At 41.3% G+C, this 22,677-nt stretch carries 11 protein-coding genes; 3 read left to right on the top strand and 8 right to left on the bottom strand.

Annotated features, from left to right (window positions below; genetic code table 11):
• Positions 1 to 89: 89 nt before the first annotated feature.
• A complete protein-coding gene (locus J2Z48_RS05745; protein WP_307251687.1) occupies positions 90 to 10,835 on the bottom strand; it encodes a non-ribosomal peptide synthetase in 10,746 nt (3,581 codons plus the stop codon).
• Positions 10,836 to 11,292: 457 nt separating this feature from the next.
• Between J2Z48_RS05745 and J2Z48_RS05740 the strand changes: the two genes are divergently transcribed.
• The 3 genes from J2Z48_RS05740 to J2Z48_RS05730 all read left to right on the top strand — a co-directional run bounded on the left by J2Z48_RS05740 (position 11,293) and on the right by J2Z48_RS05730 (position 14,271).
• Positions 11,293 to 11,808: an adenine phosphoribosyltransferase gene (locus J2Z48_RS05740; protein ID WP_307251686.1), complete on the top strand. Its 516-nt coding sequence runs from the start codon at positions 11,293 to 11,295 to the stop codon at positions 11,806 to 11,808.
• Between the two features lie 24 nt (positions 11,809 to 11,832).
• Positions 11,833 to 13,134 (top strand): amidohydrolase, encoded by a 1,302-nt coding sequence (locus J2Z48_RS05735; protein WP_307251685.1) that lies wholly within the window; start codon positions 11,833 to 11,835, stop codon positions 13,132 to 13,134.
• A 543-nt stretch (positions 13,135 to 13,677) separates the two neighbouring features.
• On the top strand, positions 13,678 to 14,271 hold the full coding sequence (locus J2Z48_RS05730; protein WP_307251683.1) for an O-fucosyltransferase family protein: 594 nt from the start codon (positions 13,678 to 13,680) through the stop codon (positions 14,269 to 14,271).
• Between the two features lie 75 nt (positions 14,272 to 14,346).
• Here J2Z48_RS05730 and J2Z48_RS05725 read toward each other — a convergent pair whose 3' ends face one another.
• The 7 genes from J2Z48_RS05725 to J2Z48_RS05695 form a co-directional block, all read right to left on the bottom strand.
• A complete protein-coding gene (locus tag J2Z48_RS05725; protein WP_307251682.1) occupies positions 14,347 to 15,327 on the bottom strand; it encodes a sensor histidine kinase in 981 nt (326 codons plus the stop codon).
• On the bottom strand, positions 15,324 to 16,025 hold the full coding sequence (locus J2Z48_RS05720) for a response regulator transcription factor (RefSeq protein ID WP_307251804.1): 702 nt from the start codon (positions 16,023 to 16,025) through the stop codon (positions 15,324 to 15,326). The genes J2Z48_RS05725 and J2Z48_RS05720 overlap by 4 nt, the downstream gene beginning before the upstream one ends.
• 90 nt (positions 16,026 to 16,115) lie before the next feature.
• Positions 16,116 to 18,095 carry an FtsX-like permease family protein gene (locus J2Z48_RS05715; RefSeq protein WP_307251680.1) on the bottom strand — a complete coding sequence of 660 codons (1,980 nt, stop codon included), beginning with the start codon at positions 18,093 to 18,095 and terminating at the stop codon, positions 16,116 to 16,118.
• On the bottom strand, positions 18,070 to 18,843 hold the full coding sequence (locus tag J2Z48_RS05710) for an ABC transporter ATP-binding protein (RefSeq protein WP_307251679.1): 774 nt from the start codon (positions 18,841 to 18,843) through the stop codon (positions 18,070 to 18,072). Before J2Z48_RS05710 ends, J2Z48_RS05715 begins: the two co-directional genes overlap by 26 nt.
• A gap of 126 nt (positions 18,844 to 18,969) precedes the next feature.
• On the bottom strand, positions 18,970 to 20,730 hold the full coding sequence (locus J2Z48_RS05705; protein WP_307251677.1) for a YhgE/Pip family protein: 1,761 nt from the start codon (positions 20,728 to 20,730) through the stop codon (positions 18,970 to 18,972).
• Positions 20,727 to 21,371 (bottom strand): ATP-binding cassette domain-containing protein, encoded by a 645-nt coding sequence (locus J2Z48_RS05700; RefSeq protein ID WP_307251676.1) that lies wholly within the window; start codon positions 21,369 to 21,371, stop codon positions 20,727 to 20,729. The genes J2Z48_RS05705 and J2Z48_RS05700 overlap by 4 nt, the downstream gene beginning before the upstream one ends.
• 113 nt (positions 21,372 to 21,484) lie before the next feature.
• Positions 21,485 to 22,672 carry a pyridoxal phosphate-dependent aminotransferase gene (locus tag J2Z48_RS05695; protein WP_307251675.1) on the bottom strand — a complete coding sequence of 396 codons (1,188 nt, stop codon included), beginning with the start codon at positions 22,670 to 22,672 and terminating at the stop codon, positions 21,485 to 21,487.
• Between the last annotated feature and the right edge of the window lie 5 nt (positions 22,673 to 22,677).

The following is a 22,677-nucleotide window of genomic DNA, read 5'->3' as shown; positions in this document are numbered from 1 at the left end:
GAATAGAAAAAAACACCTCCAACTGTTGTTTTTTTATCCAACAATTGGGGTGCAGTTCAAGGACAGGTGGTCTTGATTCGAATGGATGATTATCTTTTCATGACAACTTCTCGCTCAATAAACAAAGCTTCTTTATTGGTAGATGGGAAGAATCCTACTTTCACCCCGTAGTCCAGTAGTAAGTGAACGAAAAGTTCATTTGGTTTTGCACATTGAATCTCTGAATCGGCTAAAAAAGCTTGGGTTCGTTCACAATCGATGTAGACTTGTCCGCCGCCTCCTTTTCCGCCCTCCAATTGAGGCATCATGAGCTCGACGGCTTCTTGTTGCTCGGAAGTCAGGGACGAACGGAAGATCCGCTCAAAGAATCTCTCTGGTTCCACTGTTTGGATGTTGTATCCAAAAGATTGGAGGTCTTTGATATAGCTTTCCCCACTTGCTAGAGCCGGATTACATAGATGGAACGTTTCTCCGATGGTCTCCTTAAAGCGAGTTAAGTAAACCAATGCTTGGCTACAATAGTTAATCGGTGTCAAGTCGATATCACTTGTAATCGGTGGAATAGCTCCTAGTATCAGAGTCGCCTTGATAAAGCGATAAAAAGCATTTTGATGAATATTACGCTGGAATTGTCCGGTCTCGGAATGAGCGACGAGATTCCCGACGCGGTGGATCGTCACAGGCAATCCTTTATTACCTGCTTCTTTCACCAAGCGTTCCGCTTCAAATTTACTCTTCACATATACATTCTCAATGTTTTGTCCACGATCAAAATCATGCTCTGTAAAGGACCATTTCGCCGGATCACTTGCCTTATGTCCAACAATACTGAGCGTAGACACATAGTGAAAGCGTGCTTGCCATTGAGTACATAGTTTAATCAAGGATTCTGTGGAACTAACATTCACCGCTTGGAACTGCTGTTCTTCGCCGTAATGTCTGACATCCGCTCCACAATGAATGACGGTATCCACATGAGTTAAACGATGTTTGATCTCATCCGTTATCCCTAAGTCATCGAAACTAAGATCGCCCGACACAGCATGTACACGACTCCCAACTACAGAAGTATCTTGGTTACCAAAGTAAAACTCCATCGTAGATTTCAGTCTGTCCAAACCCTTCGCTTCGTCATCGGCTCGCACCAAGCAATAGACGGTTGCCTCCGTCGCTTGGATCAGGTCATGCAAGATATGAGCCCCTAAGAAGCCGGTCGCTCCAGTTAAGAATACAGCTTGAGGATCTTGTTTTTCTCGTAGCACGATAGAATCTAACTTAGGTCTCTCTATGACTCTTTCTTCCTGTTGATCCTTAGAAACTTCAATAGAAGCTTTAACGTCTACAATTGCTTTTTCAGATTGTTCCCGCTCGATATAGGCAGCCATTGCCTCGACTGTGCGGTAGAGGAAAAAGTCTTGAATAACCAGTATTGGATAGTGCGGTTTCAATTGTAGTAGCGCAGGCATAATTCGTAGAGAGTGCCCTCCAAGTTCAAAGAAATCATCATGGATCCCTACTTGTCCTACTTCTAATACTTCTGACCACACTTGGGCGATTCTCTTCTCAATCTCTGTCGATGGGTACACGATTTCTCGTTTTGATTCCGCTGGCTGATAGGAAAGTAGCTTTTTACGGTCTACTTTGCTACCCGCAGTAATCGGTAATTGATCTAGATGATAGAAATGACTAGGAATCATGTAGTTCGGTAATGTATTGGCAACATACTTCCGCAACTCATCTGCCACCACTACTTCCCCACTACCGGTTGTATAGTATGCAATCAGCTCTCGAACTTGTCCTTTATACGGCGCCAGAACAACTGCTTCTACAATCGAAGGGTGCTGGTGCAACGTAGACTCAATCTCACCTAATTCGATGCGATATCCCCGTACTTTCACCTGATCATCTTTTCGCCCCATATACTCGACGTTCCCACATGGCAGCCAACGCCCTAAGTCACCCGAGCGATATAATCTCGCTTCTGGATCATCAGAGAATGGATGAGGTACAAAAGCGGCTGCTGTTTTCTCTGGTTGATTCCAATAACCGACAGCCAGTCCAATACTCTCGATGTAGATCTCACCTCTTGTCCTAAATGGACAAGGCTGACCATACTGATTCAAAATATGAATCTTTGTATTGTGGATCGGCTTGCCAATCGGGATCACCCGAACATGATCGGCAATCTTACCTTGCACTTTATACCATGTAGCATCGACAGTCGCCTCTGTAGGACCATATGCATTCCAGAGCGTAAAACGGTCCTTCACTTTTTCTTGGAAAGAACGTGCTACCTCTACAGGGAGTGCTTCTCCACCGACCAAAATGTGTCGCATATGACTGAGTCGACAAACATTTTCCTCAGATAAGAAATACACAAACTGCTGAAAAGAGGCTGTTGGAATCGTACATTTACTCGCTTTTACTCGTTCAGAAACGTCAATAAATGCTTCTGGAGACGTTCTTTCCTCCTCTGTCAGCATATGCAATCTCGCACCTGTTAAGAGAGCCGGCAAGGTATCCTCTACCGAAGCATCAAAACTGTACGAAGAAAATTGTAGGCACGTGTCAGCCGAGCTCAAACTAAGAACCGTTTGGTGTTGCAAAATAAGGCTGATCACCCCACGATGTCGTAGAAGGGTCCCTTTTGGCTTTCCAGTTGATCCTGATGTATAGATCATGTAAGCCAAATCATCTGCTGATACCTTACAATCAACCGGCTCTGTGGATTGTCGATCAATCTCCATAATATCAATGATTTCAATGGTTGGCTTCTCAATGAGCGAGCGATAACGTTCACGCGTAATAATTGCTTGCGCCTGGCTATCCTCGATCATATATTTTACACGCTCTTCGGGATAAGCGGGGTCCACTGGGACATAAATCGCACCCGCTTTTAAGATCCCTAGTAGGGAAAGTACCGTATCGATACTGCGTTCTAACAAAATAACCACTTTTTGCTGACTTTGAACTCCTCTGGATTGAAGCAATTGCGCGATCTGATTGGTGCGTTGATCCAACTCCTGATAGGTAATCTCCACATCCCCCATGGATAGGGCAATCGAATCACCATGTTGTTTCACTTGCTCTGTAAACATCTCAGAGAGCGTGATATCCGGAACAACGGCTTGCGTTTGATTCACTTGCTGGAGCCATTTTTCTTCGAATTCCGGCAATAGATAGAGTTGCTCAAATGGAGTGTGACGCTGATCGACGAAACATCGTAACACTTGGAGGAAAGAATCAGTAAACCGTTCAATTGTATCTGCTTTGAAGATATTTGTATTATATTCAAACACAATTTTGAATCCAGTCTCTTCCTCAATTACCGATAGCGAAAGATCGAACTTACTGTTTTGATGATCCTCAAGCGGTACATCGGTATACCACTCTCCCCCGACCTTTTTCGCCTGATACGCAAACATCGTAGAGAAGATTGGAGTACGACTGGAATCCCGTTCCAAATCTAATTTCTCAATGAGCTGATCAAATGGATAGGCTTGGTGTTCAAACGCATCTAAGCATTGCTGTTTCACATACTGGAGCAATTGCTGTAAGTTCGTAATTCCTGCAAACTGAGTACGAATGGCTATCGTATTAACAAAGAATCCTTGAACATTTTCTAACTCTTCCTCATCACGTCCAGCAGTTGGTGTCCCGACAATAATATCGCTTTGTCCAGCTAGATAATGAAGCAACTTTTGATATCCCGTTAATAGCAGCATATACATCGAAACGTTCTCTTCTTGACACATTTCGGCTAATTGGTTAGCTAGTCCCGGTGAAATCTCTCGATGGATGATCGCTCCATCAAATGTTTGAATCTCTGGACGTGGATAATCAGTTGGCAGTTCTAATACAGGCAACGATCCACCTAATTGTTCCAACCAATACTGCTCCTCTTTCTCCCAGCCATGTTCCTTTGCCAGCGCTTGGTGTTCTGCATAATCAACATAGCGAATCGGAAGAGAATATAACTTCGCCGGACGATTTTCCAGCAATGCTTCGTACTGTTCTTTTAGCTCGTGTAAGAAGCGCTCAATACTCCAACCATCGGTAATAATATGATGGAAATTGAAATAAAGCTGATATTGGTTCGAAAGCTGGAACAAAATCACGCGCATAAGCGGACCTGTACTGAGATTAAATGGTTCTTGTTCACTCCAGCGAATATACTCTTTTACTTGCTCTTGTTGGCCTGCCTCATTTACATGTGTAAGATCTTTGACATCCCATGCAAATTGGCTCTGCTCCAAGATCTGCTGTCTTGGCTCTCCGTCTACTTCGACGAAAACCGTACGCAAGCTATCATGACGAATACATAATAACTCAATCGCTTGTTTTAGATATTCGTGATCAATCTTTTCTTGTGTTTGCAAAAGCATCGGAACGTCATAAACACGACTGGATGGATGATATTGATATAAGAACCATAGCCTTTTTTGAGCATGAGAAAGGGCATAAGTCTCTTTTTCTTCGACTCTCGTAATCTTATTTTCTCTTGGATTTGTTTGCGTCTCAATCTTCTGCTCGATGAGCTGTGCCATATCGCATAGAGTGGGCGACAAGAAGATTTCTTTAATCTCCAGCTTCACATCCCACACTCGTTTTATTTGATTCACCACTTGAATCGCAAGTAAGGAGTGTCCACCTAGAGAGAAAAAGTTTGAATCGATACTGATGCTACCCGAATCTCGATTCAATACCGCTCCCCAAATAGCTACTAACTCTTTCTCGATTGCTGTGCGTGGTTCTTTTATCTCTACCACATCTTCTTGAATCTCATAAGATAGAAGCTTTTTGCGATCTACCTTTCCTGTTGGTGATAGAGGCAACTCTTCTAGAGCGATGAAATATCCAGGAATCATATAGCTAGGGAAAGACTCCAACATTTCTTGACGTAATTCCTCTACCTCAACATCTGCTCCACTTACCATCGTATAGTAGGCGACTAATTCACGCACGCTTCCTCGATAGGGTGCAACCACTACCGCTTCCGAAATTGAGCTATGCTGGAGAAGAGCCGATTCAATCTCACCTAATTCAATCCGATAACCCCGTACTTTCACTTGATCGTCTTTCCGACCCATGTATTCGATGTTTCCATCTGTACGGAAGCGTGCTAAGTCACCGGAGCGGTAGATCGTTTTTTCAGGAAATAGAGGATGTGGAACGAAAGCTTCCGCCGTTTTTTCAGGCTGATTTAAGTAACCCGCCGCTAATCCTATACTCTCAATACAAATCTCACCAATAGCTCCAACCGGACAAGCTTGCCCCTGCTCATCTAACAGATAAATTTTTGTATTGTAGAGGGGTTTCCCAATCGGAATATTCGTCTCATGCTTTTCCACCGGCTGATCAATCAAATAAGAAGTAGCTGCGACCGTTGCTTCTGTCGGTCCATATACATTAAAGAGAAACGGACGATCATCCATTTGTTTCTGCCAAGCTCGAACGGCGTCAACTGGTAATGCCTCTCCCCCCACCAATAAATGCTTGAGACTCTTCAGTCCAGCTAACTGTTCCGAAGACAAGACATGCATCAACTGCTGAAACAATGCGGTTGGGAGTAGGACTAATGATGGGTGAATGCGTGTCACTAACTCTATCAAAGTCTCTGGTGAGCGTCGTTCTTCATCCGATAAGAAGTACAATTGTGCGCCATTGAGCAATGCACCAAATGTCTCTCCTACCGAAGCATCGAAGCTAAAGGATGCAAACTGCAACACGATTTCTCCAGCACGGATTCCATGCTCCTGACGATACCATTCCGCTAGATTGATAACCCCACGCTGACCTAGCTGAGTTCCTTTGGGTCTTCCCGTAGAACCTGATGTGTAAATCACATATGCGAAGTCATCTGGTGTAAGATCCAAAGCGAGCGGTTCTGTAGAAACTTCCTTCACCATCTCGATATTGATTGCTTGAATCGAAAGATCGCCGAGTAGAGAAACATACTGGGCATTTGTAATAACTGCGTTTGCTCCACTATCCTCCAACATATATTGAATCCGATCTTGCGGATATTCTGGATCAACAGGAACATAAACCGCTCCTGCTTTCAGAACTCCGAGAAGACTAACCACCGTCTCCATACTCCGATCCAATAAAATGGCTACTTTTTCTTGCATTCCAATACAACTTTTCTTTAATGTCTGAGCCACTTGATTGGAATACAGATCTAACTCTCGGTAGGTCAGCGATTTTTCGCCCATCTTTAAAGCAATCGCATCTGGAAAACGCTCTACTTGTTCTTGAAAGCGTTCCGCAATTGTTACCATCTGAACCTTTACATCCGTAGAGTTAACATGATGCTCTAACGCTTGTTCGAACGTCGTACGCAAGTCTAACATACGAAATGGTAATGATTTCATTTCGTCCCATGCCTTTAACACTTCAAGGAAATATCCCATAAAGCGAGTCATGGTTTCCTCTTTAAACAGACTTGTATTGTATTCAAATCCTACTTCGATTTCTTCTCCCTGCTCACTGACAAACAAGGTCAAGTCAAACTTACTGATATCGAAATCTTCCAGCGGTAATACCTTATACCAATCAGACAAGCGATTATACTGATTCACTTGATAGCTAAACATGACCGTAAAGATCGGCGTGCGACTCGGATCTCGATCAATGCTTAGTCTTTCTACCAAGCGATCAAATGGATAAGACTGATGGTCAAATGCGTCTAAGCACTGTTGCTTCACTTGTTGCAACAACTGTTGTAACGTTTCGATCCCTGCAAACGGAGTCCGAATAGCTAGTGTGTTTACAAAGAATCCCTGTACCACCTCTAACTCAGATCGATCTCTACCCGCAACCGGTGTCCCAACAATAATATCTTGTTGTGCCGATAGATCATGGAGCATCTTTTTATAACTAGCTAGAAAAAGCATGTACATCGATACATTTTCTTGACGACTAATCTCTTTTAGTCGACTTATCCATGTAGCTGGAATGATTTGCTTGACCATCGCACCATCAAATGTTTGAACTTCAGGACGAGGATAATCCATTGGTAGATCTAAGATAGGCAGGGTGCCTTGTAGCTGATCCAACCAATACTGTTCGTCTTCATCTCCATTGGCTTCGCTCATCTCGTGTAATTGCCACTCTGCGTAGTCTACATAACGAATTGATATTGGCTTCAGGTTAGCTGTCCGATTTTCTTTGATCGCGAAAACTTGCTCCTCTAATTCTTGCAAGAAGAGATCCATACTCCAGCCATCCGTAATAATATGATGGAGATTTAGATAGAGATACGCTTCATCTGAACTCAGTTGAAATAGTATGAAGCGAGCCAACGGACCTTCGCTTAAGTCAAATGGAGTTGCATCGTTATCAGCGATATGTGCTTTGATCTTTTGAATTTGCTCTTCACTCGCTAGACCCGTCATATCCTTTGCTTCCCACGCAAAATGACTTTGTGGCAAGATTTTCTGTTTTGGCTCTCCATCTACTTCAATAAACAAGGTGCGTAAACTTTCATGACGCTCGCTTAATGAATCGATAGCTAGTTTTACCGCCTCTGGATCCACAATCCCTTTTAGACGTAAGTGCATCGGAAGATCATACACTCGACTCGATAGATCAAATTTATGCAAGAACCACAGTCTTTTCTGAGCATGGGACAGCTCGTACCATTCCTTTTCGGGTGCTAGTGGGATCAACTTGATTTCATCGTTGCTTCGTTCTTCTTTTACTTTCAATTCTATAATCCTAGCTAAACCCTTCACCGTGGAATGGAGGAAGAATTCTTTCATCTCCACTTTCACAGACCAGCGTTGCCTAATTTGATTCACCACTTGAATAGCAAGTAAGGAATGCCCTCCGATTGAGAAGAAATCTGACTGGATGTGAATACTGTCTGCTTTTCTGGCTAGGACCGAAGCCCAGATTTCCACTAGCTTCTTTTCTACCTCTGTACGCGGCTTTTGAATCGATTCTAACTCTTGCTCCTGCTCTAATTCCAATGGATAAGAGAGTAGCTTCTTCCGATCCAATTTTCCCGTTGGAGAAAGAGGTAATTCAGCTAGAGCCACGAAATATCCTGGAACCATGTAGCTGGGGAGAGATTTCATCACATATTGACGAAGTTCTTCTGAGCTCACTTCAACGCCTGATTTTTTCGTATAGTAGGTAACCAACTCTCGAACATGTCCGTGATAAGGTGCTACAACTGCAGCTTCAGCAATGGCTGGGTGCTGTAACAAAGCTGATTCGATCTCACCAAGCTCAATACGGAATCCACGCACCTTCACTTGGTTATCTTTTCGTCCCATATACTCGATATTTCCGTCCGGTAGCCAGCGAACCAAATCCCCTGTCCGATATAAGACTTCCGAAGGGTCGATTGAAAACGGATGGGGCACAAACGCTTCGGAAGTCTTATCAAGTAGATTCCAGTAACCTACCGCCAGCCCCTTACCACCAATATATAGTTCACCCATTACGCCAATCGGACAAAGCTGTCCATATGCGTTTAAAATATACTTCTTGATATTATGAATAGGTTTTCCAATGGGAACACTTCGATCACTCGCGGCAATATCTTCACATATGTTAAATGCAGTCGTGGTAACAGTAGCTTCAGTCGGACCATAAGAGTTGATCAAGGTGATTCTATCCCCTACTCTTTTCCGAAAGTTACGTGCGACTTCAACAGGTAGTGCTTCTCCACCCACCCAAATTTGTTTCAACTGTAGCCGGTTTAACACTTCTTCCGTTAGATAATGAACAAACTGCTGGAAGAATGCAGTCGGAAAATGAATCTTTGTAGCTTCAAGTCGCTCTGCCACCTCTAAAAGTAACTCAGGAGAACGACGTTCTTCATCTGTCAATAGATGTAACCTTGCTCCATTCAAGAGAGCAGAGAACGTATCTTGCACTGATGTATCGAAGCTGTACGTGGCAAATTGCAATCTACATTGTGAAAGCTGAATATCATATACATTCCGTTCCCACTCGGCGAGATTTAAGACTCCACCGTGTCGTACAAGAACTCCTTTTGGCTTCCCTGTTGAACCAGATGTGTAAATCATATACGCTAAATCATCCGGCTGAGCACTGATCTGTACGGGCTCTACGGAAGCATTTGTGAATTCATTCACATCAATGAAGTGAATGCTCATCTCACCCAGTAATTCTCTATACTCGTTACGTGAAATGACAGCAACAGCCTCACTATTTTGGAGCATGTACTGTATCCGATCTTTGGGATATTCTGTATCAATAGGGACATAAACCGCTCCTGCTTTCAAAATCCCCAGCAAAGAAACAACCGTTTCGATACTGCGCTCTAATAAAATGGCCACTTTTTGACCTTGCGTAATTTTCTTCATCTGTAGGAACTGTGCTACCTGATTTGTCAATTGATCGAGCTGATTGTAAGTAAGTTGTTTTTCGCCCATAGATAAGGCAATGAAATCCCCATAGAGCTTTACTTGTTCACAGAATCGCTCAGGAATTGTCATCTGAGGGTACCAAGCATCTGTTGCATTGACTTGATTGATCAGCTCATGATCCTCTGTTAATAATAAATCGACTTTGGCTATTTCCTCTGCGGCATTCCCTATTAACACACGCAAAATGTGATGATATCGTCGTATCAAATTTTGTACGGAATCCTCCGAGTACAAGTCCTCTTTATAGCTAACTTCAAACCATACACGGTCCTCTTCTCGCAGAAGAAACCAGCTCATATCATTTGGACAGCGATCCTTAGCACCGGAAACCTCATCTACTTCTAAGCCTGATAACCGAACCTTAGGAATATGAACCATATTAAAGGAAGTTGAATAAATAAGGTTCGAAGCATTTCGATCCGGATTTAACTCCATAACTAGTTCATTAAAAGGATATTGCTTATAACGAATCGCATCCTTCACATTCTGGTCCACATGTGCTAGCAATTCCAAAAAAGTCTGCTGACGCGACATCTCCATTTTTACTGGCATGACGTTGACGAAATATCCAAATACATCTTTCATCTCATCCGAACGGAGATTCATCGGCATCCCTACAAAGATATCTTCTTGATTCGTAAATTGAGATAGCAGAACACCGTAGGCTGCTAGCATGACTCGATAAACTGAAGTATTATGATCTCTTGAAAACTCCCTCACCTGCATGAACAACTCAGAATCCATCGGTATCCTTATGTTCTTTCCTTTGTCACTTATCTTTTTCGTCATAAAATCAGCCGGAAAGGTTACATTCACTTCTGGCAAATGAATCTTATTTAGCCAGTATTTCTTAGCCTCTGCATAAAGAGTCGGATCACCTTCTATCTGCTCTACAACCTCTGTACATGAAACAGCTTCAGGTAAATTAATCTTCTTGTTACTGACTATCTGATCGTATATCCACCATAGTTCCCTTAATAGCAATGACATACTGGCACCATCGTAAATAATATGATGAATGACTAAATCGAATAAAAATTCCCGTTCTTCTATCTGGAAAAGCTGTATTCGAAACAAAGGGGGTTCTTGCAGATTCATACTAGCACGCAAAGAATCATCCAATTTCTGGTTTATAAAAACTTCCTTCGCCTCTGACTGATAAGAGCATAAATCGTGAAAAAGAAACGGAAGCTCGATCTCGGAACCAATCACCTGTTTTGGAATCAATCCCGCAGTAGTAAATTTTGCCCGTAGCGCAGAATGTCGTTTTACCACTTCATACAACGCTTTTTTTAATGTAGGTACATGAAGTTCACCATGAATCCGAAAACGAGTAAGTTCACGATAAGGATCTTCTTGTTTGTCTAACTCATGAATCATCCACAATCCCTTTTGGCCACTTGTAGTGGCACAACCACCTAATTCTGACATGGCACTTCTCTCCTTTTAATGTAAAAACATATTAAAATGTGATAAATGTATCCTATAAATAAATTTGCCAGGATACATTCTATCACATTTTAATTTTTTTGTTTGTTATAAAACTGTAAATACATTAAAAAACATAAGTGTTAATTAATAATTATAAATAAAAATTAATTTTTATTTATATAAAGCAGAAGATATGCAACAAATATGCAATAAATATGCAATAAATAGAGATGCTTTATGCCGTTTACTTTAAGGATAATAATTCCAAATCCTAATACAAAAAGGATAGACCTTTAAAATGGACTAGAGTAGTTACCCTGTCACTAGGCCGATAAAGATCATTCGTTCCTCAAATAGCAGCTACACCTGTATTGACACCAACAATCTATCGTGGTATTTTTGTTTTACAAAATTTAATTTTATAAAATATTGATTACAATCAGGAGAGATATCCATAATGAACTTAAAAGAAAAAATCCGCGTGATTCCAGATTTCCCTTCCGAGGGGATTCGTTTTAAGGATATTACTACGTTATTGAAAGATGGCGAAGCGTACCGAGCAGCTATTGAAGAGCTAGCGAAGCATTATAAAGGGATGGAAATCGATCTCGTATTAGGTCCTGAAGCTCGTGGATTCGTCGTTGGAGCCCCTCTTGCACTCGCGCTTGGAGCTGGGTTTGTGCCTGTTCGAAAAAAAGGCAAGCTTCCTGGTGAGATCATTGAGGCAAAATATGATCTGGAATATGGAAAAGATATTTTAACAATGCATAAAGATGCAATTCAGCCAGGCCAAAAGGTTTTGATTGCAGATGACTTGCTAGCTACAGGTGGAACGATTAGTGCAACGCTTGATCTCGTTCGCCAATTGGGCGGAGAGCCTGTTGGGATAGCATTTTGGATTGAGCTAATGTATCTAAATGGTCGTGAGAAGCTAGGGGATATAGCGGTTCATTCTCTTATTAAATATGATTAAAGTTGGCTAGTCAGGAGGACCACGATGAAAACATTATTCACAGAAGCCGTTATTATTGACATGGTAGATGGTACAAGAGCTATTCAAAATGGCAATTTAGCAATTGCAGATGGCGTTATCACATATGTAGGTCCTGCGTTGACAATAGAGGAACATGACCAATACGATGAAGTTGTATCGTGCAAAGGAAAGGCGATCCTACCTGGATTCGTGAATACACATGGTCACCTAGCCATGACGTTATTGCGCGGATATGCAGACGACCTTCCTCTACAACAATGGCTTCAAAATGAAATATGGCCGATAGAAGCAAAAATGAATACGGAACATATATCTGCAGGAACGAATTTAGCAGCACTTGAGATGATTCAAGGTGGAACGACTACCTGTTTAGATATGTACCATGACATGGATGCCGTTGCGAATGTAGTGGAGCAGAGTGGATTACGAGCACGTCTCACACGTAGTTGTTTTGGATTTGGCGATGATGCTCTTCGGAAAAGTAGCTTGGAAGAAGCCACTTCTTTTGCTAGACGATGGAATGGCGCTGCGGACGGTCGAATCACTACGATGATGGCACCCCATTCTCCTTATACATGTGGTCCTGAATTTATTCGCCAGTTTGTAGAAAAGGCAACAGAGCTGGGTATTCCGATTCATACCCATATGTCCGAAACAAAGGCAGAAGTAGAACTAAATATACGCGAGTACGGAGCAAGACCTGTGGAGCACTTAGATAAACTAGGCTTTTTTGATATCCCATCCCTCGTTGCACATGCTGTACATTTAACAGAAGAGGAAATAGCACTCCTTGCAGAAAAAAATGTTAAGATTGCCCATAATCCTGGGAGTAATCTGAAACTAGGTAGTGGCATTGCGCCTATTACTCAGATGATTGCTCACGGAATGCGGCCCAGCTTAGCTACAGATGGGGCAGCCAGTAATAATAATCTAGATTTGTTAGAAGAAATTCAACTAGCCGCACTGATTCATAAAGGACATCTTCAAGACCCGCTAGCTGTTCCTGCAAAAATGGCATTGGCTATGGGAACGGTATATGGCGCAGAAGCGCTATTTTTAGAAAAAGAAATCGGTACACTTGAGATTGGCAAACAAGCTGATTTCATTACTCTCGATCTCACGCAAGCACATATGCAACCTCAGACAGATGTCGTTTCACACATTGTCTACTCTGCTGCGAGATCTGATGTACAAGACGTATATGTTCAAGGAAAACCACTCATGAAGAACCGTGAAATGCTTACTATTGACTCAGAAAAAGTGATTTTCGAAGCGAACCAAGCTTTTGAAAATTTACGGGGATAATAGAAAAAAATCCGACTTTCCACTATGAGTAGTAGAAAGTCGGATTCTTCTTGTTATACTCGATAACCTCTGACTCAACTCTTTTCTCCTAAGAACACTACAAACTTAGGCTTTTCCTATAGGTGAATATGATAAGCATCTCGTATTCTTAGAGAATACAAATAAAGAAAACATTTTTCTATGATTTAGATAGATACTCATTTCTAACAAAAAAGGAAAGATGTTATGCTGTACTTGGAACATACCATTATCGATACTCAGGAAGGTCTTTGTAATCAGTTGATGTCAGTCTTTAGAACAATAGGGGAATCCTTATTTTATAGAGGTATAGGCTTTGATACTTGTGTTATTCTAGGGAAAGCCTACACTAGAACTTCCGTCAACTTTGATTCTCCGCCTTATTTTGCCGAGATTCCAATTGATTTATTTATTGATATGACAGATTTAACAAATGTGCTTAACTCTGTAAATATTCGTCTTATACGATCAAGGGCCGAGGTTATCTCTCCATGTCAAGGTATTATCGAGTGTTGGAGACCACCCTTGAGAGACATGTCTGAGGTAGAACACAGAATTTTAGGTCAGTTTATAGCGCATCATTTTCCTTTCGCCAAAAGAGCCCTTTCGTTAGCTCATTTTATTAGTCAAGTAGTATCTACTGTTCATCCCAAATGGGAAGCAATTCATTATAGAGTAGAAAAAGATCTACTGGTCATGATCCCTCCAGAAGTTTTAGATGTGCATAAAAATAATCAAATGGAAAGCGCTCTTTCCACCATCAGTAGTGTTCAGGATCTGTCTGCTATTTATCTTGCTTGTGGACTTCAAGACCAAGAGTACGATAACGTGGTAGATCAAATCAAACATCACTATCCCCATATAGAAGTATATAATAAAAAACATATTCTAAAGGGTTTCCCAGAAATAGAATTCCAATTTAATTTACTCACTTTAGAAGAACAAGCATTAGTAGATTGGTTGGTTTGTCAAGCAGCTCCCTCGTTTAGCGGATGGTATAATTCCTCGTTTTCGTATTTGGCTGCTTATATACGTCATTATCGCGGAATTTCCTCGACTAACACAAAGCTGGGTCCCGAAACGACTGGGATTTGGGATGTGTGGTTCCCTCGTATATGAATCGAATCTTGCTTCCGTAAAAATGCATCTCTAAGATAATGAAATATTTAGAGATGCATTTTTACGTTCATTCACCTATAATAGATGAAAAATAATCCGAACCATCGTACCCTCTCCAGCTATCGATTCTAACTCTACACCATGATGCAACTTCGTACATACCTCTTTTACTAAATAAAGCCCCATCCCTGTTGATTCGCGATATTTACGCCCATTTTCTCCAGTGAAATAGGGGTCAAATACTCTCTTCTGGTCCCTAATGGGAATTCCAATTCCGTAATCTCGCACCTCTAAGACTAGATTCTTCCCCCTGCGATAGGAAGAAAACTCGATTTTTTCCCCTGTCCCTGCGGAGTAACGAATGGCATTAATCGTTATCTGTCCGATCATGAATGAAAGCCATTTTGCATCTGATTCGACGACGATGCTCTCGTCTATGCTGTTGTTGGGATACACATCATTTCGAATAAAGGATCGTTTGTTATCATGAATCACACTACTTATTAACGAATGTAGAGGAACCTGCTCTACATGAAAATCCTGCTCAAATACATCTAATCGTGACGTATAGAGAATCGTTTCCAACCCTTTTTCCATGCGGTCTGTCTCTTCACGGATACTCTCAAAAATAGGGTCAATTTTCCCCTTCAGCGTTAAGTGAATAACCGATAACGGTGTCTTCATTTGGTGAACCCATTGATTGATAAAGGTAATGTGTTGTTCTTGTTTGCTTTCATATTGACGGATTTGTTCCTGATAAAAGCGATATTGAGTGCGGAGAAGTCTCTGGATTGCTTTTGCGAGTGGTGACCAATTTCGGGTTAAAACAAACTCATCCCAGTTATGAAAAGGACTAGATAGCCTACGATAAATGGATCGATTCGTTAGATAGCGAAAAAAGAGATAGATGGTTAATAGGAACATACCAAAAAAGATGGAATAGAGTGCTGTTAAGTGATTTCGGTACCCATCTAACCAGTAGATGGATAGAATCATAAAGAGCTGGATCGAGTTAAAAATGATGAGGGAGAGATGATCTCGTATAAAAAGTCTCATTGCTCCTGACCACTCTCCCATGTAACGATAATCCGGTACCCTGCCCCTCTTATGGTTTCGAGAGCATTCTCTGCCCCGATTTCCTGCAACTTCTTTCGGAGTCGGTTAATCCATACATTTAAGGTGTTTCCATCAACAAACTGGTGACTGTCCCAAACTGCATCCATCAAATGTTCTCTCCCTACTATCTGGTCTGGGTTCTCCAGAAAAATCTCCAACAAGGCGCCTTCTTTATGGCTTAAATCGATCTCCTGTTCTTTTAACTTCAACTTTAGTGTATCTGGATAATATACTAATCCGGCTAGTTTTAAAGCTCTTCTGTCTCTTTTTTCAGCAAGCCCCATCCGGCGAAAATGATTTTCGATCTTAGCAACAACAATTTCTGGATAAAAGGGCTTTGTGATATAGTCATCTGCCCCATTTTGTAGAGCCATTAGTTGATCCATCTTCTCTTCTCGCGCAGAAATAAAGAGAATAGGACAATTTGAGATAGCACGTATTTGACGACACCAATAAAAACCATCAAAACGTGGGAGGTTTACATCTAATAGGACCAGATCAGCTTCGGCTTCTTGAAACGATTCAAGGATTCGGTCGAAATCGGTTACCACTACTACACGGTAGCCATATTTTTCAATATAGGATTTTAATAATGAACTAATTTTAGGATCGTCTTCTACGATAAAGATGGTATGAATGGGGGATTCCTCCTAACGGGTAAAGCACCTCGGTATCTAGTTTGTACCGAGGTGCTCGCATTTATTTTTAGCGATTTCTGTAGTCTGTTTTTAAGAATGCATGGATTCAACCATCACTTTATCCACTTGTTTTAGATAGAGCATGCGAACGATTAAGAAGTAGATGAACTGTACAACTAGGAAGCCAACAATGGTTATCAGAGAAGCGGGAAGCATATTTTGGTCTTCGATGATATCAGCTATCTGTTTCTTCAGTATTTGCATAACGGATATCGTGATAATTCCTGCAATAACGGTTGGAATGAAGAACAGCATGGCAATCTGAATCGTACATGTTCGTCTCATCTCTCGTGCGCTTAGCCCAATCTTAGAAAGCATATAGTAGATCCGCTGATCCTGATTAAGATCTGTATATAGTTTGAAATAAAGGAAGCTAGCAGTAGCAATTGAGAATACAGCTACCATAAAGATTCCAACAAAACTAAACATGCTACGTGTCTCTTGAATTTTAAGATAAACGCCAGCCCTTGTTTCCGTAATGCCATTAATGCCACGATCCAACTGGAAGAGCTCCTCTAGCTTTTTACTCAGCTTCCCTTCCTTCGAACTGGTGCTAGGGAATCCTTGATTAGACCATTGTGGAATGGAATAGAACGCAGAAAGATGCTCCCTTCCCTCCCCTTTTTTCTTTTTAATTAGATTTCCTTGCAAGCGTTTAAAAGTTTCATCGCTCACAACAACTAATGAATAAACACTGTTCAATCTTTTATCGATTTGTTGTACGATCTTCAAATCGTATTGGGCTAATTCTTGTTCTAGAGATTTGAATTTGGATTGATCTAATTTCGAATCGATGAAGATAGCTTCTCCTGATTGGAGCCTAGTGGAAGCTTTCGCTCCAAATAATGTAGCTACCGCAAGATATTCGGATTCTTTGACTATTTCCAAGTCTAATATATTTAAGTCTTCCTTAGAAATGTAAGGAATAATCGACCGAAAGACTACTTTTTTGTATTTGAGTCCTGCTTTTTCTAGTTCTTGATCGATTTTCTTTGTATTTGATTCCCATTTCGTATACTCGCCTTCAGTGTAAATCTTAAAATCATCAGGTGGATTATTACTATGATTAATGGATAAAGGTGTTTCTTTATACCCATCGCGTGCTTCATAACCTAAAGCATAAACAAAAGTAGCAGCAATAGAAGCCACAGTGATCACAATTGTCACCATAAAGAACATCCTAGCATTATCTCTCAGCTTGAAAGCCATCTCGGAAATCCATAACATTCTTGTCCCTCTCCAGAAGAAGGAGCGACTTCTCTTTAGTAATCGTATTACGTATACACTTAATTGGGTGAAGAAGAAATATATACCTACAATTCCTAAAGACGCAGGCCATAGCAAAGCATCGAACGTATCTATTTTTTTTGTTAGCAAGTAAAAAGCAGTTGTGATGAGGCCGATTGATAATAAAACGAGTAGAATATGAGCTCTTGGTTCTTTTTTGGGTTTATTGGTTCCCATTAACAATTCCAGAGCTTTGGTCTGTCGGACGAAAAATAAAGTGAAGAAAGAAATAACAAGATATAGTAATAGAAAAACACCGACCGTAATTCCAATTGCTGTTATAGGAAAATAAAAGGGGAGTTTTACTTCTATAACCTCGGCTCCATAGAGAAGAAGCAACTTTGCACACGCAAGTCCACAAATAATTCCTGTGACAATAGCGCCCAGACCGATTAAGATATTTTCTAGAAAAATGAGCCGGTTAATCTGCTTCCGTTTTGCTCCTAGGATAGTCAAAGTCCCAAACTCTTTATTTCTCGATTTTAGAAAAGCGCTAATCGAGTAGAGAACGAATAAAAAGGAGAAAACAAATATTACATAAGCAGCGCCTTTCATCATGATTTGAGTTGTTTGACCAAGCTCAGATTTAGTTAGGTTAGGATGATAGATGAGCAAGGCATAGCTAAAGAAAATCATGACTGCAAACGCACTACTTAAGAAGTAAGCGGAGTATGCACGTAGGTTTCGTTTGACATTGTTAAACGCGAATTGACGAAAGTTCATGTGCATTTCCCCCTAACAACGACAACATATCAATGATTTCTTGGAAAAACGTTTGCCGATTCTCTCCTCGATTAATCTGATTAACTAGTTGCCCGTCTTTTATGAAGACTACACGGTGACAGTAACTGGCTGCTTGTGGATCGTGGGTAACGAGCATCGTAGTCGTTTGATCCGTTTGATTGATCGACTCCATCATTTCCATCACGGTACGAGCTGACTTCGAGTCTAGGTTTCCTGTTGGTTCATCGGCTAGTAATAAGGATGGAGAATGGATGATGGCTCTGGCTATGGCGGCACGTTGTCTTTGTCCTCCCGATACCTCATATGTTCGTTTTTTTAATATCTCGCTAATACCGAGCTTCTCTGCTACTTTCTGTAGCTTTTGATTCATTTCGCGAATCCCTCTGGTGTCTAGGGTAAGCGGTAGTACAATATTTTCTGCAATCGTTAAGGTATCTAATAGGTTGAAATCTTGAAAGACAAAACCTAACTCCCGGCGACGAAAGACCGCAAGATCATTTTTCTTCAGAGAAAGAGGATTTTTGGCGTTAATATAAATTTCTCCTGATGTCGGGGTATCAATCGTGGATACCATATTCAGCAAAGTGGTCTTCCCACTCCCGGACGGCCCCATGACTCCGACAAATTCCCCTTTTTCAATCGTTAAGTTAATCTCAGAAAGTGCTTTGTGTGTGACCTTTCCACCACTGTATACTTTGGTTAACCGCTCTACTTTCAATATATCCATTTGTTATGTCCCTTTCTGCTTGTATGTTATGAAAATTAGTCTAGCAGACGGGCTTGGGAGAACAAATTGAATTAGCTTACAAGAAACCTTACAATCGTGTAAGGTTTCTTGTAAGCATTTTACTTTTTATCCAACTTCTAATCGATCACGTGGTTTCAAGTCTTTCCATTTGAAGGAGCGACGTTGGATTAAAATGCTTCCGATTAATGTGAGTGCTAGGAAACCCAATATCGCTATAAAGTAACGAAGCATTTCTTCCGGACGATTGAGGGCGATAATATTACGCAGTCCATTTACTCCATGTGACATGGGAAGGAATCCTGAAATCTTTTGTAGTGGACCTGGGATTAGCTCCGTTGGAAATGTGCCCCCACTTGAGACTAATTGTAAAACCAAGACAACAATGGCTATCAGTCTTCCTGGTCCATCGCCAAATGTGCCAATGAAAAATCCAATAACGGTTATGGACATTAAGGAGATGCAGATTAAAAATAGATAGTACGAAATTCCAAGTTCAATTGGCAAACCAAGTCCATAATGAACAATACTTCCCGTTAAGAGTGCTTGAAAAATTCCGATTGGGTATAAGGATAGGAACTGTCCAAGAGGAACTAAGCCTAATCGATAAGGACCAAACTTCCATCTTTTTTCATTGATCGGGAGAACAAAAAACAGCATGATGGCACCGATCCATAAAGAAAGTGGTAAAAAATAAGGCGCAAGCCCGACTCCGTATTCCCCTACCTGATGAGTACTTTTATCTTCGGTGTCGATTGGATCTGATACGATTTCAGCTAATAGCTTGGAATCTGCCCCAGAGCCAGTTGTGGCTTCGCTAAGCTTTCGGGCTAGTTGTTGATTGCTTTCTGACACTTTCTTCATGTTATCTACAAACTCAGGTAGCTTTTGGTTCAGTTCGTCAAGCCCTTTGGTTAACTGAGAGATGGCATTCTCTAGATCGTTAGCCCCTTTGTGAAACTTTATTAATCCTTGGTATAACTTATCAGTTCCATCGGCTAACGCCCTGATTTTCTCTATATCTTGCTGTAGATCTTGAAATTTTTGAGATATCTTCCCAGCTTGTAGCGGAAATAATCTCTGTATTTCTTGTACACGGTAACCGATCTGTTCCACTTTATCTACTAGTTGCTTGGTTCCATCATTTACTTGTCTGGCACCATCTTCCAGTTGTCCAACGGATTGTTGCAGGGTTCGTGTGCCTGACAAAATTTTATTCGCTCCCGTTGATGCTTTTGCGATCGCCTCTTGAACACGATTGCTACTTTCGTACAGCTTTTTGGTTCCATCTGCAATTTTTTCTGCTGCATCAGCCGCTTTGGTAAGCCCTTCCTTTGATTCATTGATGAGGTCAAAGATGTTTGATATATATTCTTGCGTAAACTTCTTACCAATCCCCGTACTCAGCTCATTTTCAATCCTCATTGCGATCTGCCCAGCAACGTAGTTCTTTCCTTCATTTCGAATGAAGTCCAACTTTGCCTTTTTGGGATTTGAAGTGGAGATGGAGAGGGAGCGTTCTGTGAAATCAGAAGGAATGATAATCGCTAAGAAATATCTGTCTCCTTCCACTCCTTCTTTTGCTTCGCTTCGGTTCACCACATGCCAATTCACATCGATTTTTTCCTTTATTTCATCTACCAACTCATTACCGAGATTTTCCTTCTCTCCTTTGTAGACTCCACCTTGATCTTCGTTCACAAGTGCTACAGGGAGTTGATTTAACGAGCCATACGGATCCCAAAAAGCATATAAATACAGACCACAATAGAGAAGTGGAACGAATAAAATAGCTAGAATCGCTAGTCTCCCTAATCGATTCCTCCATATGCGCTTCCACTCCGCTTGAGCAATATACCAAGAGATCATAGCCGGTCGTCCTCCTTCCGAATGGAAAGGTCAATTTTCGTTTGATACTCGTTCCATACTTCCCGCCGCAATGTGGTCAGAATCAAAATAAGTTTGTCTCGCTGAACAATCGGTTGCAGAATCGAAGAAAATTGAGTCCATTCTTCATCGGTTAACCCAAGCTCGGGGTGGTCTAATAATAAAATCTGAGGCTGATGTACCAACGCCGCAGCGACGGACGCTTTTAATTGATTGACGGGGGATAGATCTACATATCGATCTTTTCGTACACTATCTAAATCCCAATCGTTCATCACTTTTTCGAGGAGCTCTTTTTTCTTCTTGACTCGAAATAAATTTGCTTGTAAAAGAAGCATCTCCTCTACTCGCAGATATGGAATGGGTTCGTAGATACGGTGAATGGAAGCAATCCCGATATGTGCAGGGGAGATTGGCTCTTTTTTATCCTCCTCTACCAGCCAAACAGCCCCTTGCTCAGGTTTTAGGTATCCACCTAACATCAATAGGATTGAAGTACTGGTGATCTGCTTTCCACTATAAATGCTAACGCTCTCTCCTTTTGTAAAAGAGGCGTTCCAGCTCGATATAATTTCGTCTCCATGATTATGCAAAGTTACTTCTTCTATTTGTAAGCTACACATGTCTCCAACACCTAAAGTTTTTTTTTAGTGTTTGTTAAAGACTTGTGAACCATACTCATAAAAAAGAAGCATTTCCTGTTTTCTTAGAACAAGGAAATGCTTCACGTGATTTATTATTTATTTTCTACTACAAAACGTTCAATTCGGTCTAAACCTTCTTGGAGTTGTTTTAGTGAAGTAGAATATGAAATTCGCATGTGATCGTCAGAGCCAAAGCCAGCTCCTGGAACAACTGCGACTAATTCTTTTTCCAATAATGCCGTTGCCCAATCATCCGCTGTTTGGTACATTCCGGATGAATCTAACGCTTGACGAATATTTACATAGGCATAGAATGCTCCTGGAGGTTTTTGGCAAACGAATCCAGGAATCTTGTTTAATCGATCGACTACATAATCTCTTCGCTCTTTAAACGCTTTTTTCATCTCTTCTACAGGCTCTAGAGATCCGTTAAATGCCGCAATCGCCGCATATTGAGCGATGGAAGTAGGGTTTGAGGTGCTATGACTTGCCAAATCGGTCATAGCCGTAATGATGTCTGATGGACCCGCCGCAAATCCGATCCGCCAACCGGTCATCGAGTATGTCTTGGAAACTCCGTTTATGATAACGGTTCGTTTATAAAACTCTTCTCCTAAACTAGCCATACTCACATGATGTAGACTCTCGTCATAAATGAGGTGTTCATAAATTTCATCGGAAACAATTAAGAAATCGTGTTCGATGGCCACTTCTCCGAGTCCGCGTAGCTCATCTGCCGAATACAGCATGCCAGTAGGATTGGAAGGACTATTAATGATAACAGCTTTGGTACGGGATGAGACTGCTTTTTGAAGTTGATCTGGTGTAATCTTAAATTGATTGGCTTCTTCTCCGACGATCACAACTGGTACTCCGCCTGCTAACTTGATTTGTTCAAGATAACTAACCCAATATGGGGATGGGACAATCACTTCATCACCTGGATCTAAAATCACTTGGAACAAATCATATAAAGCATTTTTCGCACCGACTGTAACCGTTACTTGGCTGGTAGTATATGTTAAGTTATTTTCTCGTTGTAACTTCTCTACGATGGCTTTTTTCAACTCAGGAATACCGCTAGAAGGCGTGTACTTTGTCAATCCTTGATCCATTGCTTCTTTTGCCGCATTAATAATATGTGTGGGGGTATTAAAATCTGGTTCTCCAGCCCCTAAACCAATGACATCATGACCTTGTTGCTTTAAAGCTTTTGCCGTTGCTGTGATGGCAAGTGTAGGGGATGGTTCAAGCTGTTGAACTCGTTTTGATAGTTTCATGTACA

Source organism: Croceifilum oryzae, from assembly GCF_030814315.1.
In the GTDB taxonomy this organism is placed as follows: Bacteria; Bacillota; Bacilli; order Thermoactinomycetales; family Thermoactinomycetaceae; genus Baia; species Baia oryzae.
The sequence above is the reverse complement of the archived record's forward strand: the minus strand, read 5'-3'. Positions and strand labels throughout refer to the sequence as shown.

What these genes read in the sequence shown, in the direction of transcription:
- J2Z48_RS05705 (WP_307251677.1), bottom strand. Translation starts at nt 20,730, where the DNA reads ATGATCTCTTGGTATATTGCTCAAGCGGAGTGGAAGCGCATATGGAGG.
- J2Z48_RS05710 (WP_307251679.1), bottom strand. Translation starts at nt 18,843, where the DNA reads ATGGATATATTGAAAGTAGAGCGGTTAACCAAAGTATACAGTGGTGGA.
- J2Z48_RS05740 (WP_307251686.1), top strand. Translation starts at nt 11,293, where the DNA reads ATGAACTTAAAAGAAAAAATCCGCGTGATTCCAGATTTCCCTTCCGAG.
- J2Z48_RS05700 (WP_307251676.1), bottom strand. Translation starts at nt 21,371, where the DNA reads ATGTGTAGCTTACAAATAGAAGAAGTAACTTTGCATAATCATGGAGAC.
- J2Z48_RS05745 (WP_307251687.1), bottom strand. Translation starts at nt 10,835, where the DNA reads ATGTCAGAATTAGGTGGTTGTGCCACTACAAGTGGCCAAAAGGGATTG.
- J2Z48_RS05725 (WP_307251682.1), bottom strand. Translation starts at nt 15,327, where the DNA reads ATGAGACTTTTTATACGAGATCATCTCTCCCTCATCATTTTTAACTCG.
- J2Z48_RS05695 (WP_307251675.1), bottom strand. Translation starts at nt 22,672, where the DNA reads ATGAAACTATCAAAACGAGTTCAACAGCTTGAACCATCCCCTACACTT.
- J2Z48_RS05715 (WP_307251680.1), bottom strand. Translation starts at nt 18,095, where the DNA reads ATGAACTTTCGTCAATTCGCGTTTAACAATGTCAAACGAAACCTACGT.
- J2Z48_RS05735 (WP_307251685.1), top strand. Translation starts at nt 11,833, where the DNA reads ATGAAAACATTATTCACAGAAGCCGTTATTATTGACATGGTAGATGGT.